Annotated in this window: 11 protein-coding genes; 5 read left to right on the top strand and 6 right to left on the bottom strand. The window is 34.8% G+C overall.

From position 1 onward, the window contains the following. Nucleotides 1–40: 40 nt before the first annotated feature. The 3 genes from ACIQXR_RS14320 to ACIQXR_RS14310 form a co-directional block, all read right to left on the bottom strand. On the bottom strand, nucleotides 41–2,494 hold the full coding sequence (locus tag ACIQXR_RS14320) for a DUF2357 domain-containing protein (protein ID WP_402873401.1): 2,454 nt from the start codon (nucleotides 2,492–2,494) through the stop codon (nucleotides 41–43). Then, a complete protein-coding gene (locus tag ACIQXR_RS14315; protein ID WP_403080220.1) occupies nucleotides 2,466–4,190 on the bottom strand; it encodes an McrB family protein in 1,725 nt (574 codons plus the stop codon). The genes ACIQXR_RS14320 and ACIQXR_RS14315 overlap by 29 nt, the downstream gene beginning before the upstream one ends. A 253-nt stretch (nucleotides 4,191–4,443) precedes the next feature. After that, nucleotides 4,444–4,698: a hypothetical protein gene (locus tag ACIQXR_RS14310; protein ID WP_402873395.1), complete on the bottom strand. Its 255-nt coding sequence runs from the start codon at nucleotides 4,696–4,698 to the stop codon at nucleotides 4,444–4,446. A gap of 215 nt (nucleotides 4,699–4,913) precedes the next feature. On the opposite strand from ACIQXR_RS14310, the gene ACIQXR_RS14305 reads away from it, so the two are divergent. Genes ACIQXR_RS14305 through ACIQXR_RS14295 form a run of 3 tightly spaced genes read left to right on the top strand, consistent with a single transcriptional unit; the run spans nucleotide 4,914 to nucleotide 7,503 of the window. Next, nucleotides 4,914–5,099, top strand: a complete 186-nt coding sequence (locus ACIQXR_RS14305; RefSeq protein ID WP_402873392.1) for a DNA modification system-associated small protein — start codon at nucleotides 4,914–4,916, stop codon at nucleotides 5,097–5,099. 15 nt (nucleotides 5,100–5,114) lie between these two features. Further along, a complete protein-coding gene (dndD, locus tag ACIQXR_RS14300; RefSeq protein WP_402873389.1) occupies nucleotides 5,115–7,130 on the top strand; it encodes a DNA sulfur modification protein DndD in 2,016 nt (671 codons plus the stop codon). 4 nt (nucleotides 7,131–7,134) lie between these two features. Next, entirely contained in the window at nucleotides 7,135–7,503 is a 369-nt protein-coding gene (locus ACIQXR_RS14295; RefSeq protein WP_403080219.1) for a hypothetical protein, read from the top strand. Between the two features lie 37 nt (nucleotides 7,504–7,540). On the opposite strand, the gene dptH is transcribed toward ACIQXR_RS14295, so the two are convergent. The 3 genes from dptH to dptF are packed head-to-tail and all read right to left on the bottom strand — an operon-like array spanning nucleotide 7,541 to nucleotide 16,478. Next, nucleotides 7,541–12,781: a DNA phosphorothioation-dependent restriction protein DptH gene (dptH, locus tag ACIQXR_RS14290; protein ID WP_402873384.1), complete on the bottom strand. Its 5,241-nt coding sequence runs from the start codon at nucleotides 12,779–12,781 to the stop codon at nucleotides 7,541–7,543. Beyond that, the gene (dptG, locus tag ACIQXR_RS14285) at nucleotides 12,759–14,198 is read right to left on the bottom strand and encodes a DNA phosphorothioation-dependent restriction protein DptG (protein ID WP_402873381.1); all 1,440 of its coding nucleotides are present in this window, start codon (nucleotides 14,196–14,198) and stop codon (nucleotides 12,759–12,761) included. The genes dptH and dptG overlap by 23 nt, the downstream gene beginning before the upstream one ends. A gap of 6 nt (nucleotides 14,199–14,204) precedes the next feature. Then, entirely contained in the window at nucleotides 14,205–16,478 is a 2,274-nt protein-coding gene (gene dptF, locus ACIQXR_RS14280) for a DNA phosphorothioation-dependent restriction protein DptF (protein ID WP_402873379.1), read from the bottom strand. Between the two features lie 200 nt (nucleotides 16,479–16,678). Here dptF and dndB point away from each other — a divergent pair, with 200 nt between their 5' ends. Beyond that, the gene (gene dndB / locus ACIQXR_RS14275) at nucleotides 16,679–17,779 is read left to right on the top strand and encodes a DNA sulfur modification protein DndB (protein WP_402873376.1); all 1,101 of its coding nucleotides are present in this window, start codon (nucleotides 16,679–16,681) and stop codon (nucleotides 17,777–17,779) included. Continuing rightward, on the top strand, nucleotides 17,779–19,380 hold the full coding sequence (dndC, locus tag ACIQXR_RS14270; RefSeq protein WP_402873373.1) for a DNA phosphorothioation system sulfurtransferase DndC: 1,602 nt from the start codon (nucleotides 17,779–17,781) through the stop codon (nucleotides 19,378–19,380). The genes dndB and dndC overlap by 1 nt, the downstream gene beginning before the upstream one ends. Nucleotides 19,381–19,383: the final 3 nt, after the last annotated feature.

The raw sequence follows: 19,383 nt of genomic DNA, 5'->3' as shown, positions 1-19,383 counted from the left end.
AAAATCCATTTCACAGATAGTAAAATGGATTTGCATCTTATTAAAGCAATCTAAGCACTTCCCTAAATACCTTCGATGGCTGGTGAATCAATAACTCTGTACTTAATACCTCTGTCTCGCTATTCTTACTTATCGATAAGGTTTGTTCTTCTTGGTTCAATCGAATTTCGATATCTTTAAATGAAAACGTTCCAATCTTGGAGGCCTGATCGACGACCTGACTATCCAGGCTGATTTGAACCTGATCCGATATCCTTCTAAGCATCCTCCAAAGAGTCGTTTCCTGTTTATTTTTCATATAAAGTTCTGGCAGCTCTTTCGCGTCATTTAGTTGGGTTAATGTGGTCATCATATAGGTTGCGATTCCGTATTTAACCGGACGGATCGCCTGCTTCGTATTCTTCCAGACTCCCACATAGAACGTCACGAAATGCTCATCCGTTGATAACCTCTTGATTTCACCATACTCCGTAATGCCGTTCTCTTCGATGCCCGAGGTCTTATAGAGGGCTACATATTTCGCTTCCTGCCACCCTTTTCTCAAACTAGTAACCGGGATTTGATAGGATCCTTGTTGGATAAAATCTCGATAATCCCCTTCATAAGAAACCGTTCCGACAAGTACTTTTTCCTCTAACGTGGATGTCCATTCTTCTTTCGTTCCCCTAGGTAAGATCCCTTCCGCTTGGATTTCCTCAGGGCTTTTTTCAATGAGGTGCTCGATGAATTGTTCGACCAGATCCGTGGCCTGTGGCAAAAAGGGAAGTCCGCCGATATTGACCGAATCGATACTTTTATAAAAATGGTGGTCTTTATAGCTTTGTTCATCAGACCAGGGAAATAACACATAAGCCCCGAAGGCCGTCCGCTCGTATGGACCGTCATTCATCGAGACAATAGAATCCCGGTACCGGTGCATCGTATTAATGTCCTCTTCTAGGGGTCCAGGTGTTTGATAACGACTTTGGTAATAGCTGTCCGGCTGGGCATAATCAATCCGGTACTTCGCATCGAATACATAGTTATAGCTATGGCTCTTGCCTTTTTTCGCAATCGTCAACATCGTATCAGGCTTTTGTGATACGGTCGGCAACTTCCCTACATACTTTTGATACGTGAGTTCGATTCTTTCCTTTGTCACTGGATGCTGAAAAATTCGCCTTGCCGTACGATTGGCTTCCAAGTTTACGAAGAGGCCCTCTCTGCTGACACTGACAATATCCTGGCTAATTAGCGTATACTTCCTGTTCAAAATCTGGCCTAGCTTCAAAAAAGTCCAGTATTCATATAAGGTGGCGACGTCCTTCACCGACATTTGATAGAGCTTCCCTTGCAGCATGAGTCCTTTTGAAACCGTTAAGAAAATTTGAAACGCATCTCGATAACCCGGTGCCATTTGGAGTACCAAACTCATCACCGAACGATCAAGCCGGCCGATCCTTCGCCAAAATCCATTCTTCTTTATTAATTCCAGCTGCCGTTTCATCTCATTCAAACGCAGTAACAGTTCGGGATCCGGCTTTTCCTTGAACCGTTTATTTTGGTTCGTCAACGCTCCCAGCAGATCATCGAACTTATGAATCAATCGTTCCATCATCCATTTCACATACCGATTTTCGTTTGTATCGTAACGTAGCTCTTTTTTTGGCTTCATGCCATCGCGTGGCATCATCATTTTCCCGTGAATGTAAATCCCTTTTTCCACTTCGACGAACGACTGACTGCGCTTTTGCAGATACTTCCGGGTATAGGAATCAGCCTTACTCATTTGATCGCCACGTGCTTTTACATATGTCGTTTCCAACTTGTGGTGTGGCTGCCGCTCCACTCGGCTGACTGCCTGGATAAACTGCTTGAAGTGTTTCGTCATCAATCGGTAAAATTCCGCCCGGCTTGGTTTGCCATCCAGCTTAATGCTCGCACCTAAATAGGTCTTCCGGATAAAGTGAAATGCCAGGTTATAAATCTCATCATTCACCTCATCCAGCAACTGGCGGTAATCCTTCTGATAATCCAATTTGACAGGAAATATCTCAAGTGTCACTTCCACTAGAACGCGCACTTCGGAACGAATTTCAAAGGTCGTATACCCGACCTCATTTTGAAACTGAAGATTCCCCATCAACATCGGAATTTCCGCTAGGTCTACTCGTGATACCGCCTGGCGCAAGATAGGATGCTCATGGTAGAATTCCAGTTCTTGATTTTGTTTGGAAACCACAATCACTTGATAGGTCCCATTCTCGAAGAAGATCGGGCGTACGTCCTGTGACTCGGTTAACTTCCCCGATTCAATATCATAGACTTCAACACGTTGTATCTTCTCACCCTGTACGGAAAATTGCATCACATCATGAAAATCCATCTTGCGGTACTGTTTTAATCCCTCATACCGGTGATGAAATGGCTTTCCCTTGATCGCAAGGGACAGGCTATCTGTCTCGATTTTGACCAACGTGACATCATCAGGAGATCCAGAAGGAAGTGAAGCCATCTTCTACTAACCTCCCTAACATCTCGACTACCTTAGCCGCACTCTTTGGATACCTTGCCGTACTACTTTCATTCCATGCCGGATCATCGCTATATTCTTTGTTCGTAAATAATTGATATAACCCTCTTAACAGCCGATCTACACGGCTGTCACTTCCGGAAATACGCGGCAGGATCTTCTGTAAAATGCAGTGATCGAACGCGGTATTGAAATCCATCAAGTCACTTTCTTCATTATAAGCAAGATAAAAACAAATCTCGTCGCGAACCCGGTACCCGATATGGGCATTTGTTAAGATCAACGATTTATTGATCTCTTCCAGTTCCGCCGTGACCTTCTGAACCAAATCCTGATTTCCGAGATATAGATCTTTTAGGTGCAAATATCTCGACCTGAACATATGGTCCTGAACCAGCTTTGGCTCCACTTCTTCTTGATCTTCCAAAAAGGAAAGATTCGATAACGCCACCCGATTGAATTCAATCGTATTCGCCCGGTCGAGCACCTTTTTGCTAAAAGGATGGGTCGTTTCATCCATATTGACCGTCCCGATGACATACAGATTCACAGGCAGCCTGATATCCCTTTGTGCGATTTCCGCTGATAGAAGGGTCGACGTAACCATCTTTCCGTCCTCCCACTTCCGGCTCTCCATCACACTCAACACATCACTGAAATAATGCTCCACCCGTGCCAGATTCATCTCATCCAGCAGCACAAAATAAGGATCGTCCGGATTCTGCTCCGCCTTTTCAATCACCCTCGTAAACGGACCCTGCTTGAAGTCGCCCTTAATATCTACATATCCAAGCAAATCCGAACCATCATTCCAATCCGGACGAATCGGAATCAACGTAAACTGCCCATTCTCCTCCGTCGCCCCCACACTCTCAGCAAACCACTGAACAATCTTCGTCTTCCCCGTACCGGAAATACCCGAAAGAATTACAAACGGTTTTGTTTTAAGAGAGAGAAACAAGTTCGTGACTTCTTCTCTCGTATAGAAGAAACCTTTGGCTGTTATGTAGGAATGGATGTGGGTGATGAGGTCTTTACTAGTCGCTAACCATTTTTCTTTTTCGTATGTCATTTCACTACCCATAGGTGGTGTATATAAAGGATCGATCTGCGGATCTTTCTTGAATTCGATATACTCTTCATAATAGCCAACCATCATTTCAAGGTCCTGAATAAGCTCAGATTCCGACGGTAGGTCATCCAGGTTATATTCAATATAAGCAGCTGTAGAATTTACATATTGTTTCGCTCTGCTACTCTCCCCTAAAAATAAGTAATCATCTTGCTTCACCGAAGAATCCATAGTAATGTGTCCACGAATATCTCTCTTGGTCCGCTCCATATCTTCTTTAGAGGTTTCCGTAACACCCTGACTGAAAGACAAATACAGTCTCTTCATATCTTCACTGAATAAATAAACCAGATAATAGCCTCTTTGCGTAGAATTAGTGACTGCATTATTTAGAATCGATATCCAAGGTACCGTTGCCCAGTTTCCTTTACCCGCAGAAGCAGCAACAGAGTAATTTACTTCATTAAGAAAAGGTAATTTGCTAATCTCACTCGGTACATCATGTCTTATAAATCTTGCCAAAGTATGCCCACCAAAATTACCACTTCTTGCTGATAGGTATTCATTTGATATTTTCAAAAAACATTCTCGAAGTTTACTGTCCACTTTTTGCAACCCCTTATTGAATGAAGCTTCTTATACACATATCTTAAAATAAATTAACTTGTATACCTACTTAGGTTTGATTTTATAATATTAAAAACGACTTACTCATCAGTATTATCATATACATTTAGTACGACACTTTTATATATTTCTCAGGAAAATGAAGTTAATTTAGACACTAAAAATCCTACTCGAGTTATCAAATTCAGTAGGATTTATTCACTATTTTATTAATTGAAAGTCTTTATCATTTTCACTTATCTATCTCAATATACCTTTTAAACTTGTTCCTGAAAGTGACTGTACTCATCATAAGATTTGGAACAGGTGAACCGTTCCAGGTAGACTCTGTTTCTATACCATTATCATATAATGTGATAATTTCTTCACAGATATTAATTACATCCTTTAGACTATAGTCGATGTTATCTTGATCAAGCTTTTCTAATATATGCTTTGGGATTTGCTCAATCCATTTAACTCCCTTGCTTGCTATAGGCTTAGCCATTCTATCACCCCACTGTATATGATACCACATCCTTCCATATGTTAAAGATGTATTATGACATGAACTATAAGATAAATGACCTATTATCTTAAGTACTATAAAATGGAAATTATTAGTTTACCCGGATAATATAAACTATTCCGTAATTGTGTGATAAACTTAAATTGAATATATTTACTTTAGTTATATTCAATTTAATATAAAGGTGAATTGCCATGAAAGATATAAAAAAAAGAGAAATAGAACTTCTAGCTAAAATTTGCAAACAAAATGATGTTCCTTTCAACCTAGCTACCGAATTAATTAGTACAGCAAGAAAGTTATCTTATGAAAATGTTAGTTCATCCAAAAGAGTGAATGAATATCAAGAAATAATAGCCTACCGCTATAAAAATAATTAGTAAGGTGATAAATAAATGCTTTTAAAAAAACTGACTTTAAACAATTATAAAACGTATTATGGTATTCAAGAAGTAGATATGTATATCCCTAAAAAAGTAAGAGAAGAAGAAGGTAAAAATATAATTCTTCTTGGGGGGCTTAATGGTGCAGGAAAAACTACAATTTTAAAAGCTATCCTCTATACTTTATTCGGTAAAAGAGGAATGAGTGAAACTGAATATAAAAGATTATTTTCTAACGTTATTAATAATACATTCTTTGAAGAAGGCGGAAGAGAATGCAGTGTTTCCCTATCTTTAGAAACAGATTCTGGTGAAGAATGGAATCTCAAAATTAAATGGTTTTTTGACCAATTAAAAAGAGTGACTCTTGAACAACGTGAACTTGAGGTAAGAAAGTCTGGCTCAACTCATGCCAAGCATGTACGAATTGATAATCTGGAAGTTTATAATAAATTTATTGATAAGATCATTCCATATTATGCAGCTCCTTTCTTTATCTTTGATGGCGAAGAAATTAAAGATATTATCCTACGGCAAAATAGTACAGAAATGAAAGAAGCAATTCATAAAATAACTGGCATGGAAGCATACAACCAATTATTAAGCGATCTACAGACTTTAAGAAAATCATTAGATAATAAGTTGACTAAATCAGTAAGTCATACAAAACTAAAAAACACTCAAATAGAGCTTGATGAAGTAATGGAAGTCATTACAAGATTCGAATCTAAAAAAGAAGAGCTCCTAACCATAATTAAAAAATACAACACTTCCATCAATGAAGCAAAACAAGCTCGAACAAATAAAATATCTTTAAACTCAAAATCTCGTGAAGTAATTGTAAAACAGCAATCCAAAGTGGCTACAGAATTAGAGCATGCTAAACAGGAATTAAGTACATTCTTAGAACAAAACACTCTAAATATTATTTTAGCTGAAAAAATCTCTAAATTAAAAAATCAGTTAAAATTAGAAAATGAAATTAATCATAAGCGTATTTTACAAAATGCTTCATTAGCCCCTTATCAAAAGTTCATGAAACAATTACTTAGTAAAAGCATCACTCCAGCCTTAACACCTGAACAATTAAGACAGATCGAAGACCTAGGCGAAGAGGTATGGATTAAAAATAATAATATTAAGCTTACAGTACCAACTGATTTTAATGAAATTCATGATATTTCAAATAATGACTATAACATTCTTCTAAATCAGTCTACTAAGGATAAAAGTCAAGCAGTTAGTCTTATAAATAAGATAGAGAAATTACAGCAAGAATTAGAAGCTTCAGAACATGAAATTCGAAATGCACCCGAGTCTGTAGATATTAGTGAAGAAAACAAAAAGATTGATATCTTAACACAGAATATTGGTAAACATAATAGTACACTCCAGAAAATTAATAAGAGATTAACTACCGCAAATGAGGAAAAAACGGATTTAATGAACTTAATTACCCGTATGGCTAACCAAGATGGATCTTTAGAACAAATCCAAACGCAAAGTATTCAGGTTCAGAAAACAATTAATACTATGCAACAATACGTCACGGAGTTGACGACTATGAAAGCTACCTTCATTAAAGATGAGTTCTCAAGTATGCTACAAAAATTATTCAGGAAACAAGACGAGTTTGGAAAAATTGAATTTGATATAAATACTTATTCTATTCGACTTTATAATGATCGTATGCAGGAAATCAGCATTCAAGATCGCTCAGCAGGTGAAATGCAGATGATTTCTTCCGCTTTGATATGGGCATTAACAAAAGCATCTGATTTATCCTTACCTGTTGTAATTGATACACCTCTTGGAAGGCTAGATAGCTTCCATAGAAACCACCTTATTAATCATTATTACAAAGAACTCAGTGATCAAGTCATCATTCTTTCTACTGATACAGAAATCACACAAGAGTATGAAAAAGTAATGGAGAAAAATTCTTATAAACAATATATGTTAGATTATAATGAAAAGAAGAAATATACCATCATTAGAGACGGATATTTTGATTTTGTTAAAGGGTGATTAAATGTCAAATCGTAGAATGTCGTTATCTGAAGAAGGAAAAATAATATTGGATCAAATAATGGATTCCTTAGAAGTTGAAAGACCTTTTGCAGTTAAAATTGCTCTAGCGAAAGGAATATCCAAATCTGATAGTATGATAACAGAAGAATATAGCGGTGGAAAAAATAAATGGACAATCCCAGATAATATTATTAAGGATAAAGAATTTCTTTTATTTAAACATCTTATTATTAATGAAGTAAAAACTTCATTGGATGATGAAAATCTTCACAAGCATATGATTGCCTTCATTGAAAAGGGTTTAAGAATCCTAAAAAAAGAACTAGAAGAAAAAACTTCAATTGAGGATTATAGAATTACAATCCTCTAAAAAAAATCATCCCACCTTAAGCAGATGGGATGATTTTTTATATTCTTTCCGACAATGGAATAATGTCTACTACTGTAGTTGTAGGTGTGGATAAATCACGATCTTGTTTAACAGGGCCGTGAACAATACATTGTCCTTTTTTCAATGAACTTAATTTATTCTCCCAAAACTTCTTCTCTTGAGCATCTTTTGAAAGACTACCAGCTATATTAGAAAGCTCTTGTTCAGGTGGTGCAAAATAGACCTTTTGTGCAGAGTTTTGTAGTCTGGCTAATTCATCCGTATCTAGTTGGGATTTTAAGAATTGAGTAGCATACCATGCAGACCAACCAAACTTTCTTCCTTCTGTTAAAATTCTTGCAGAAGGAGATTTTTCAGTATGATCAAGATTTTGTGCTTCATCCATAATTACAGGCATTGGTTTATTCTTATTACCAAACCTCACAGAGTAATTCCACAAGTCCCAAAGGATAAACTCAGTAATAATTAGCTGTACATCTCTAGGAAACGCAGTAAGCTGAATAATATATACTTCGCCATCACTTTCAATTATGTCACTCCAATTAATTACATCCTCTACACTAAAAGGATCTCGGTCAATTAGAGGCCGAATTTGTGATAGCGCAGTCTTAGCGTAATTAGTTCCCTCTTCTTCGAGTAGTCCTTTTAAGTGACTCAAGCTCAATTTAGTATCATAACGTTCCAGTCCTTTTAATACAGCCTCATAAATTGCATTTTGTTGTTGTATTCCAAGGGATTTATACACTGCAGAAAATACACTTTTAATACGTTCTGCGACATCCGTATTAGATTCAGGTAATTGTATTCCTCCGATATCTCGTACATTTCTTTGGAAAGGATTAATAGGGAGCTTATCACTATATACAATTTTTTGTTTGAGTTTATCACCTAAATACTCAACAAACTCTGGCTCTAGCTGATTGGGCAAAAAGCCTTCCGTATAATCTATAACGATACTTGGTATTCCTAATTTAGCCTTCTCTAATAATAGACACTGCATGAAATAGGTTTTACCTTGTCCCGATTTCCCCGAAATTAATAAATGCCTATTAGCTAAACCTTTATTGCCATACTCCCAAAAAATTTCTCTGTTTGAATTTTCAGCTCTTCCTATTTTGATCCTTACATCTTCTAACAAAGTAGGTTTCTTTGTTTGCTCCTGATCATTTATTCCCTTTAAATCTGTGTATTCAGAGGCTTCTTTTTCTCTAGTATCTGTTAAATCTTGTTCCGGCTTAACTTCACTGGTATTACCCTCTGGGAGATTATCTTTAATGGGCAAAGTTGGCCTATACAGTTCATCCTCACCTGTTTGATCAGCAGTAGTTTGAGGAATTACACGTGAAGAAGTTATTTCTTCTTTACCATCCTTTTGAAATTGATAGGAAAGCAAATCTTCTTTTACAAAATCACTAGATCTTTCTTGTATCCACATTCTCATATCTTCAATCGGAGCTACTAACCCTTCATATCCATCTTTTTCTGTTAGATTTAAAAGTAATACTCCCTCTTCTAAGTGTGCGCTACGATGGAAAGAATCTTTTTGGAAAGATAATATAGCTCCTTCTCCAATAAACTTCGTTAAATCATTGGAAACTGTGTACTCTTCATTTAACAGTTTCTCAATAATCTCATCAGATAAAGAATAATTTTTACTTTTCCAGAACTCACTCTGTTCTAATTTTTTTGCATTCGATATAAACAATTGGGCAAAGAAATTACGATAAAACTTCCCTGTAAATGTTTGACCCATTTCTCCCATCAAAGTATCATTAAATACTCTCTTTGTATTGATGACTTGGCTTCTTGCTTTATCTAGGACATTACTTTTGTTATACCCAATTTTCACTTCTACTGGATAAAAGTGAAGACAAAGCTCCTTCTCCGATCTTTCTAACCCTATTAACAATAAATCATCACTTTTACTTCCCGTAACTTGGAGGTTTTTCGCGGTAAATACTCCATCTGACTTATTTAAACTTACTGCTCCAGCTACGCGTAAAATCTCTTCCAAAGAAATAGGTACCCATAAGATATCAGGATGATCAAAATATGATACTGAGTATTTAATAGCTGATATAATACTTAACTTCTCTCTGTCATAATGTCCCTTGCTTCCAATGATACGTAATAGCCATTCACCATTAAATGTGTTGAAGGCCTTGATTGTATTATGGACATTTTCTTTCGTTCCTTTTACCTCCTTGTGTTCAAGGAATTCCCTTATTACAGCGAAGTACTGTTGAGACTTGTCAGTAACAGTAATGGCATCGTAACGGCTAGAAGAAGAATACTGGTCGCTATAGTGAATCACAACTAAGTTTCGATTATAGTTATTGAAAAATTCTAGATCAACTGAAGGATCTACAAATGTAACCCAATAAGATGATTCAAATATTTTTTCTAATGTTCGTTCATCGGCTGTTGTGGTTCTGGATAGAATTGCTTCTCCTTTTCTATAACTATCATTACCGCCATTTCTCATGTTAGCTGCTAATTCATTTACGTAATAGGCTGTACTCGTAAGTATATTTTCTTCTTTTATACGATATCCCTTTGTTCCGAATCCTGTTTTATAGGTCTCCTCATCCTTCATAGAAGGGACACTGGAATATAAACCTTCTAGCGCTATCCCAGAAACCATTTCCCCAATTGGCTGTACCGCATGATGTTCTTGTGCATGCATTTTATAAAAAGAAATATGAGCATACCTTAACTCTGACTCAAGAGTTTGCTTATAAAAGAAAAGCTTTTCCCTTATAATTCGCAAGGTATCTTCAGCGTCCAAATCCTTAGATTTTAGTTTAAGGTCAAACAGATTTTCAAACTGTTCTACAGTTTCAGTCTGTGCATACAAATCAAATGAACTTTCTGTGTTACCTTCCTTATAAAGAGTAACCTCCACGGGCATAAGATTGTCTGCCCCCTTACCCGTTATCTCTTTAAGAATCCATTGCAAAATTCCACGGATTACCTCATGGTCATTAGCTATATTAATTACATTAATATGCAGAGGAGCTTGTGATCTCTGTATGAATAAGTAAGAAAAGTGCTCCTTGAATTGTGAAATCTTATCACTTACTACTTTTGCCAAGTATTGATTAGCATCTGTGACTGAGACCTTACTCACCGGTTTAAATATCATCCATTCCTTTGCTGCCTGTTGATGATCTGGTTTAAACAGAGACTCATTTTCATCATATAAAAAAGGGATCAGAGATTCTGGCGTCAATCGATTTAAAATACTATTATCTACTTCTTCAGAATGGAGAAGTTCATACGTCTTTAATTTAAATGCAACCATGAGAGGGTGAAAAGGAGTAAAGTAGACCATTTCTTTCCCATGAATAGTGCCTAGTTTTAATAAGTCCATTCCTTTAGTACCAGCTGGGACTCCATCCTTAAAGATCTTAATTTCCTTTTGATATTCCTTTATATATGTCAGCGACCGCTCTTTGAGCTCATCAGTAAGAGATGAGAGGCTAGGGATAGAGCCGCTAATATTAAAGTAGGTTATAAAACGACTATATGCTTCTCTCAAATCTTCACTTATATTTAAATTTCTTGGTAATATTTGGCCTGACTCATGTATGGCTGATTTAAAACCATTTTCAACCCACTTTTTTTCCCATTCGAAAAACTCACGGTATTCTGAGTGAGTGTAAAATTCACGATTTCCTAGAATTAAGCGATTGTTATCATTCCACTGAATATCTTTTCCCGTTTCTCTTATAAGTTTCCAAATACGCTGTCCAGTAATAGGCAATGACTCCGGCAATTCATTCCTTAATCGAAAAGGTATGGTAACTTCGTCGAACTTAATATTAACTATAAGTTCATCATTATCATTGAATGCTTCTGACAAAGGAGCCACCGTTAATTTTTCATCTTCTGAAACTGTTACCAACTGATTTTCTTGACTGATTTCAACTGTCTTTCCAATTAATCCGTCACCAAACTTTAATGTTTCCTCTTCATACTGAAGCTCAATTAATCCACTTCCTGGATCAATAGAATACTTTGACTTATAAGGATCCAAATAGATTGGAGAAATTGGTAACACAGCTATATAGAACTCTGCTCCCAAAGAAGCTTTATTGTCATGTTTATATGAAAATCTAGCGAATATCGGTTTCTTTTCTTCCGTATTAATCTTAGCAGTTATTTTTGTCTTTTTAATATCAACCTTTAACTGATTTACGAAAGAGTTAGGGATTTTAAGAAAGTCTGACAAGAGACTCTTAACATTTGCACTCATATTAAAACTACATTGCAGTTCTACTTCTTCTTTGCCATCAGGATTAAAAATAATCAAAAGCCTTTTTCTTTGACCTGCAGCCGTTTCTTTAAATGGCTTATCCCAATATATAAGTTCACCTGTAACTTCTACTTTATCTAAATCAACCTTTTTCTTCTTATTATTATTAATATAATCCTGACGGTATTTGTGGACTTTTTGATACAAAGTTTCCTTCCACTCTTCTCCAATCAGTTCTTTTGCTCCTACAGGAGAAAACTTCTTTTCTAATTCGTCTTGATCTAATCCATAATCATGAATCCTCTTGACATAATTAAATAATTCCCGATTTTCTTTTATTCTTTCCTTTTGCTCTTTTCCGGTATAAGTGTATAAATCGGGATCTTTAAATAAAGAAAATCTATAATATTCTTCATCGTCAATCTTCCCTTTTTTTAACGTATTAAAAATGTCTTCGAATTCAAAAAAAGTTACTTGCTGATAAGATTGTTCCTGAATGAGATTGTCTAAGTTATCTAACAAAATTATTTTATCAACCTTATCCATATCCTTATTTTCAATATCCTTTTTAAGACTGGCGAACAGAGAAGCAGAATGTAGCGGCATACCTTGCTTTTGTAAATCACTGCTACCTCCTTGAATAGAGTCGAGTTGTTCAGAAACAATACTTAGTAATGCAGTATTGTTCCATTCACCCCTTTGTTCTCCCACCAAGTTTCTGATTTTCACTAGAAAATCAGGTGTGACAAACTCTGATGTATAGGCTACAACTAACTTAACTGATTCAAAGGAAAGGCTAAATGTCTTATACTCGACACCCAATTCATGCTTATAAGTAAACGGAGAAGCTTCATTAGAGCTCTCTAAAGCTTGAACAAGGTTTAAAACATCAGTGTGCTTATCTAATTGTAGGTAAAAACGTTCTCCTGCTTTCACCTTGGAATTCTTATAAAAATCAGTTAATAAAGAAGCAATTTTATAATAAAATTGGTTTGACATACTGAGCATCACCACTATCACTTTTTTTGTCGAGAATATTATGATTATCAAATAACGTTATGATTTCTTTTCTAGAATATCTATCAAAGGCTACGCCTCTTTTTTCAAACTCTGTAAAGAGTTCATTTAGTGGCATCCTCTGGTCCTTTACAGAAACTGCTGTTAGCAGCAAAAGGAAATCATGTTTAATATTATAAACCTGGCCTAAGCTTCCTCTACTTTTTAGAAATGGGGCGCCTAAGTCCTCAATGTTTTCTCCGTATTTTTTAGCTACTTCAGAACTTGTTCCTTCTTTAATACAATCAAATAATACTTTAAATGCATCTGGAATATCTATAGAAGGATCCGGAACTTCTATTTCAAACCAATTAGCATAATCATTAATCCACTGATTTAATTCTATCAAAAAATCTTTTTGATATTCTTCCCCTTGACCATAAATCAGCTTAATTAGTTCACTGTAAGGAATAAAAGGAAGACTTTCAATTTCCTCATCAAAAGAGTTCGTAAATGAGTTGTAACTTAATTGTGAAATAGTATTGATATGCGGAAATAGATGATTGGATTTTCCTTTAATGTACTTAAACCCATCTAGATCATCGGCTGCTTTTCGTCTTTTGCTGATCGACTCCCATTCCAATGCAAAGTAAAGCGGTTGTGTTGATTCAAAGTCAGCTTCAGTAAATTGTTCAAACTTAAAGATCAATTGACAAGCATACATGAAAGCATAAAAATGAGTTAACTGAGGGAATGAGGTTAAAAAGTAGTCCTTATATTTACTTAAATAGATCATATCCTCTTGATATAATTTAGCCATTGAAGGCAGGAGTTGCTGATACTGATTCTTCTTTTTCACCTTATCCTGCTGTTTATCTTTCTCATACTCTAATGTATCTAACTTACTTAAAATAAGCTCTGTTAATATATCCTCTGAATCTTTGTTAGTAAAGATTGACTTAATCGCTGGGTGATCAGCGACCAACACCTCACTCATGAATTTGGCGTATTTTCCAAATTCATTTTGAAGATCTTTATTTAATTTAATATAATTAAATAAAAAAGGATGAACTGGCTGAATTTTATCTTGATTGAACAAGTATTGATTTAAAAACCTTATAAAATCGAATTCATCATCCTCCGAATCGAATTCTACTTCATTGGCAATTAACTGACTAATATCATCTTCTTCTGATACCATGTAAAACTCATTGCCTTTTTTATTTTTAAGATCTTTTACATTAATCTCTGAAATATTTCGTATATACTCTCCCAATACACTGTTAAATCCATCTTTTATTGCTTTCGTTCTCTTTGTTAAGAACGGGAGAATGTCGAGGACCTTCCCAGTAACATGTTTTTTTACTTTCTGTTCTATTAATAGATTTCTCAAGTGATCTCGATCCAAGGTTTGAACCATTCATTATTACTCCCTTTCAAATACAATAGCACCAAAATCATCACGCTTAATCTTATAAGATCTATTATCACTAGGGAAATATACAAGCATTTCCTTCTTCTTGTCTCCGAGACTCATAAGCTTTTCCACTATTTCTACAAACTTAATTGCGTCTTCTTCATCTTTTTTATTTGGACGGTACCCTTCGTACACTTTTGTTAACAATTGAAAAAGGGGATAATCAATATCTAAAAAGATTTTCTGATCATTTATTCCTTCATAAGCCAATAAGATAGACGATTTAAACGCTTCTAAAATATCTTTTTTATTCTCTTCAAGGTGTTCAATGGTTGGTTTTAAATTCATTTTTTGGGCTAAACGATAGTTTTTATTAGGTCTATTTAAGAAGATATAATCTTTTTCTGGGCTGCCTTTCCATTTGAAAATTATGGTTTTAACTTCATCATAAAAATGTTTGATTTTCTTTTTACTTCCTATATTAAAGTAGAATAGATGCTCTAGGTATTTTTTGTAACTACTTTCTTCTACTTTTAAAGAGAATTTTTTATTAGTTAAAAATGTTATTCGAATAAATGCTTCAAAAAACAAATTAGCCGTTTGGTCAGTTAAACTATTTTTATCGAACGGTTTAAGCCAGGCTTTTGAAGTATCATCCTCAATATATTCATTGATGATTTTTGACCAATCATTAAGCGTATTTAATTCAACTACAAGTTGATCGATATGCTTCGATCGATTATGGATTGGATCTAACTGGCTTACCGCTTCTAAAATAGACGATCTCTCTGCCCTATTAAACATTAAATTAGGTACTGAAAACTCAAGTAATTGTATTTGAGTTAATAAATTGATGTTTAAATTTTCATCTGGTATTAAGATATCTGCAATGAAGTTTAGAAAGGCACGCGCAGAAATAACTAATTTTTGTTTAATAATTGTTTTGATTATTATTTGTACAACCTGAAATTGAACTGCTGGACTTTGCATGAATCGGTAGTTTTCATGAACCATGGTATCAATATTATTCTTTTCGTCTTCCATTTGAGCTAAATAAAACGGATTATTCTGAGATGGTAAAAAGATTCGTTCTAATAAAGTAGAGTAGAAAGAAGATAAAGGTCCTGATTCAGTCAGTTCAAACGAGTGATAATCTGCAAAACTAAGTAAATCAAAAGTTTGGTCACTGAAATGACTTGTTATATTTTGAGTAAATAGATCACTACCATTAACAAATGATCTTAACTTGTTATAAGAGAATTCTTTGTGCTGCATATTAATAAAATTATGCAAAACCCCCATATTTATAGCTAAAATAATTTTCTCCGTAGTTTTCTCGATTTTTTCATCAGAGAAATTCTTCAATACTTCTTCCAGTGTTTCCATAGCATTCTTATTTGGTGAGAAACTTTCAGTCGCATCATTTAAAATGATATATTCATTAATGATTTCCGGCTTTTTCTCTTTTAAATAAGCCAGTAAATGAGATTTTCCATCTCCTACACTTCCGCATAGTAAAATGAGATTTCCCTTTTCTCTCCTGTGATTTTCCTCAAGAATATTCTCTAAATCCTCTTGAATCTTACGGGTAACGTGCAAATAATCCTTAAATTCGCTAAATTGACTAGCATTTTCAACAGCTTCCTGGGATGAGTCCTTTAATCGAATTAACTCCCTTAATAAATAACTTTGTCCCGGTCCTAAGTCTTTAGTCAACGTAATAGAATTAGTCTTCTCTTTTTCCTTTAATATATCTGTGGCTGTCAAAGGCTCAATATTTTCTTGAGCTGGCTTAATTGTACCCATGCCTAAAAGTTCTAATATCTTTTTCTGTACAATGTCCTCAATATTATCTCGGGGTTTCGGTATGTCATAAACCGGAAATTTCAAATGATCCGAAGAATAGACTTCAGCAAACCAAACCGCAATTTTGTACATTTCTTTGTGTAATTTGAATGCCTCAGTTATATCGTTAAACTTACCATCATGCGCTGCTTTATTTCCTGAAAGACGAATAACATCAAAAGATTGTTGAATTTCCCTTTTTATATATCCTTCCTTGGATAGGTAGTTAATCTTCTCATGTAACGAAGAAAGATAGGGTGCTTGAATGTTATCTATTTTAAAAACTTGATTTAAAATTTCTTCTGCAAATAGTCTTGCTTTCACAATAGCACTGCTAGGATCTTCAAATATTAATTCATCCATTTTTTTTGCATTGTAAGCTGCTACAGGGTTTATATTTTCTAAGAAACTTAGGAAATAACCTTCTTGTAGATTCATTTTTTCAACTCCGATAGTATTAATCATTTACGATACATTTTAACATATAGGTAATTAATAAGTAAGGTCACCCAATTCCTTCCAATTCGATCCAAATATTTAACGAAAACGAATAAAGGTTCGTAGTAGATTATTGTAATTTACTACTATTCCGTTTATACTTTAATTAATTATTACGTACGTAATTAGGAGGTTTGTTTATGGACGCCATATTCAGTTATAATTTCCCTGCTATTCGAGGGAAACAAGGTGATAAAGAATATTACGTTGTGATGTGCCCTCTTAGAATAATCCCAAAAATTTTTCTTTTTGATGAAGAAGAAATTCCACCAGAACATCGCTCACAACGTATCTTAAATAAGGCTAGGATTCCAGATATCACAAATTACATTGTTGAGAACCCCAAAGATTATGTGTTCTCTTCCATTACAGCCTCTATCGATGGGGATATTGCTTTTATCCCTTTTAAAAATGAAGTTGGATTTAATGATCTTGGACAATTAAAGATCTCTTTAGAATCTAGATTCTTAATTAATGATGGACAGCATAGACGTGCAGCTATAGAAGAAGCTTTAAAACTTTCACCCGAAATCGCTAATGAAACAATTTCAGTCGTTTTTTTTCATGATGAAGGATTAAAAAAATCTCAGCAGATGTTTTCCGATTTAAATCGACATGCAGTAAATACTACATCTTCTATTGGCATTTTATACGATCATCGAGACCGATTGGCTATGATTACAAAAGATATCATTACTAGTGTCCCATTATTAACTAGATACACAGATAAAGAGAGAGTTTCTCTGTCACAAAACTCACCTAAAATTCTTGCGCTAAATCACATTTTTAATACGAACTTGCGCCTACTTGGAAAAAGTAAAGGAGAAAATATTAACCAGGAAGATGAAGATTTCTTGGTTAAGTTTTGGAGTACATTATGTGAATCAATAATAGAATGGAACATGGTCTTAAATAAAGAATTAACTACACGTGAACTTAGAGCTAATTATATTGTAGGACATGGTGTATTTATAGAAGCTGTGGGTCTTGTAGGTCGTTATCTTCGTAAATATCATGAAAATAATTGGCCACAATATATTAAGAGACTTTCAAAAATTGATTGGACACGGGTTAATACAAATGACTGGTTAGGACGAGCCTTTAATCAAAATGGCAGAATTCAAAAAAACAGCTCAACCATACAGTTAACCGCTAATAAAATAAAACAATTAATTGATATTCCTCTAACAGAGCAAGAGCAAGCATTAGAAAATAAATTTTTTAAAGGAGTGAAAGTTTAATGGCAGAAGGAATTATTAGTAGTTTATTTTCAAAAGAAATGCCAATTGTTGAAGATGCAAAAAAACAAATTAAACTAGCCTACAAAATGGACAACCGTCCCTGGGTAGTCGGTTATAGTGGAGGAAAAGATTCTACCGTAGTGGTACAACTTATTTTCGAAGCATTAAGCGAGCTAAATAAAGAAGAGTTGCATAAAAAGGTATATGTCATTTCTTCCGATACACTAGTTGAAACACCATTAATCATTAATTCTATTAATCAAACTTTGAGACGTATACAAGATGAAGCACTCTCACGCGACTTACCTATTGAAACACATAAAGTAAAGCCCATCATTAAACAGTCCTTCTGGGTCAATATTATAGGTAAGGGCTATCCAACTCCTAACCAGCAATTCAGATGGTGTACGGACCGTTTAAAAATCGATCCTGCTAATCAGTTTATCATGGATAAAGTATCATCATTTGGAGAAGTAATCATGGTATTAGGCGTCAGGGAAGATGAAAGTGTTACTAGGGGGAATGTTATACGGTCCCATACAGTTGATGGAAAGTTATTTATGCGTCATTCTACTCTTTCAAACGCTTATGTCTATGCACCAATTAGAAGTTTTTCTCTAGATGACGTTTGGGATTACTTACTTAACCATCCATGCCCTTGGGGAGATGATAATCACGAACTTCATAGACTATATCAAGATTCAAATAGTGGAGAATGCCCGCTTATCATAGATAAAACGATTAAAGAAAATGCTGGATCATGTGGAAATAGCCGTTTTGGCTGCTGGGTTTGTACAGTAGTAAATGAAGATAAAGCATTAACTGGATTTATTCAAAGCGGTCATGACTGGATGAAACCTCTACTTGAATTTAGAAACTGGCTAACTACAATTAGAGATGATCGTACGCGTAGGATGAAGTATAGAATGAATGGTCAAATCTATTATAATGAAGTAAAAATTGAAGACATTGAAGGTGTACCTCATGTCTTAATCCCTAAAAAATCAAGTAGAGCAAAACAACTTGTCCCTTTAAACGAATACAATCATGTAAAAAAAGAAAATCTTAAAGAATATATTTCAGAACATAATATAGATCTTAGCGAAGCAAGCGACCATAAAATTTTAGTGACCTATGAAGAAGAATTACTCGACGGACAAATCGTTGAAAAATACGCACAACTTGGGCTTGGACCATTTACTATACAAACAAGAAAAGAAATACTAAAAAATCTTCTTACAGTACAAAGCCAATTAACTCATCCTGATGATCCTTACTATGAGTTGATAAGCATCGATGAATTAAAGGCAATTCGAAAAATTTGGTTTGATAATGGCGAGTGGGATGATCCAATTCCAGAAATGCACAAAAAGATTATCGGTAACGAAATTGAATGGGAGTTAGATGATCGACCGCTATTTGATAAAGAACAAGTATCTGACCTTGAACTATTATGCGACCAATATAAAGTTGATATAAATGTTGTCAAAAAGCTTGTTGCTATTGAAAAAGAATATTCCGGTTTAAGAGTAAGACGTGGGTTAATGGACGATATAAGCAAAGCACTAAAACAAGACTACTTACATCTTATAGAGAAATAAAGG

This window comes from Peribacillus sp. NPDC097224, assembly GCF_044761985.1.
Taxonomy (GTDB): Bacteria; Bacillota; Bacilli; order Bacillales; family DSM-1321; genus Peribacillus.
This window is presented reverse-complemented; position numbering and strand designations above follow the sequence as displayed.

Bases quoted from the DNA above. Each gene is read 5' to 3' on its own strand.
- ACIQXR_RS14320 (WP_402873401.1), bottom strand. From the start codon at position 2,494: ATGGCTTCACTTCCTTCTGGATCTCCTGATGATGTCACGTTGGTCAAA.
- ACIQXR_RS14310 (WP_402873395.1), bottom strand. From the start codon at position 4,698: ATGGCTAAGCCTATAGCAAGCAAGGGAGTTAAATGGATTGAGCAAATC.
- ACIQXR_RS14305 (WP_402873392.1), top strand. From the start codon at position 4,914: ATGAAAGATATAAAAAAAAGAGAAATAGAACTTCTAGCTAAAATTTGC.
- dndD (WP_402873389.1), top strand. From the start codon at position 5,115: ATGCTTTTAAAAAAACTGACTTTAAACAATTATAAAACGTATTATGGT.
- ACIQXR_RS14295 (WP_403080219.1), top strand. From the start codon at position 7,135: ATGTCAAATCGTAGAATGTCGTTATCTGAAGAAGGAAAAATAATATTG.
- dptH (WP_402873384.1), bottom strand. From the start codon at position 12,781: ATGTCAAACCAATTTTATTATAAAATTGCTTCTTTATTAACTGATTTT.
- dptG (WP_402873381.1), bottom strand. From the start codon at position 14,198: ATGGTTCAAACCTTGGATCGAGATCACTTGAGAAATCTATTAATAGAA.
- dptF (WP_402873379.1), bottom strand. From the start codon at position 16,478: ATGAATCTACAAGAAGGTTATTTCCTAAGTTTCTTAGAAAATATAAAC.
- dndB (WP_402873376.1), top strand. From the start codon at position 16,679: ATGGACGCCATATTCAGTTATAATTTCCCTGCTATTCGAGGGAAACAA.
- dndC (WP_402873373.1), top strand. From the start codon at position 17,779: ATGGCAGAAGGAATTATTAGTAGTTTATTTTCAAAAGAAATGCCAATT.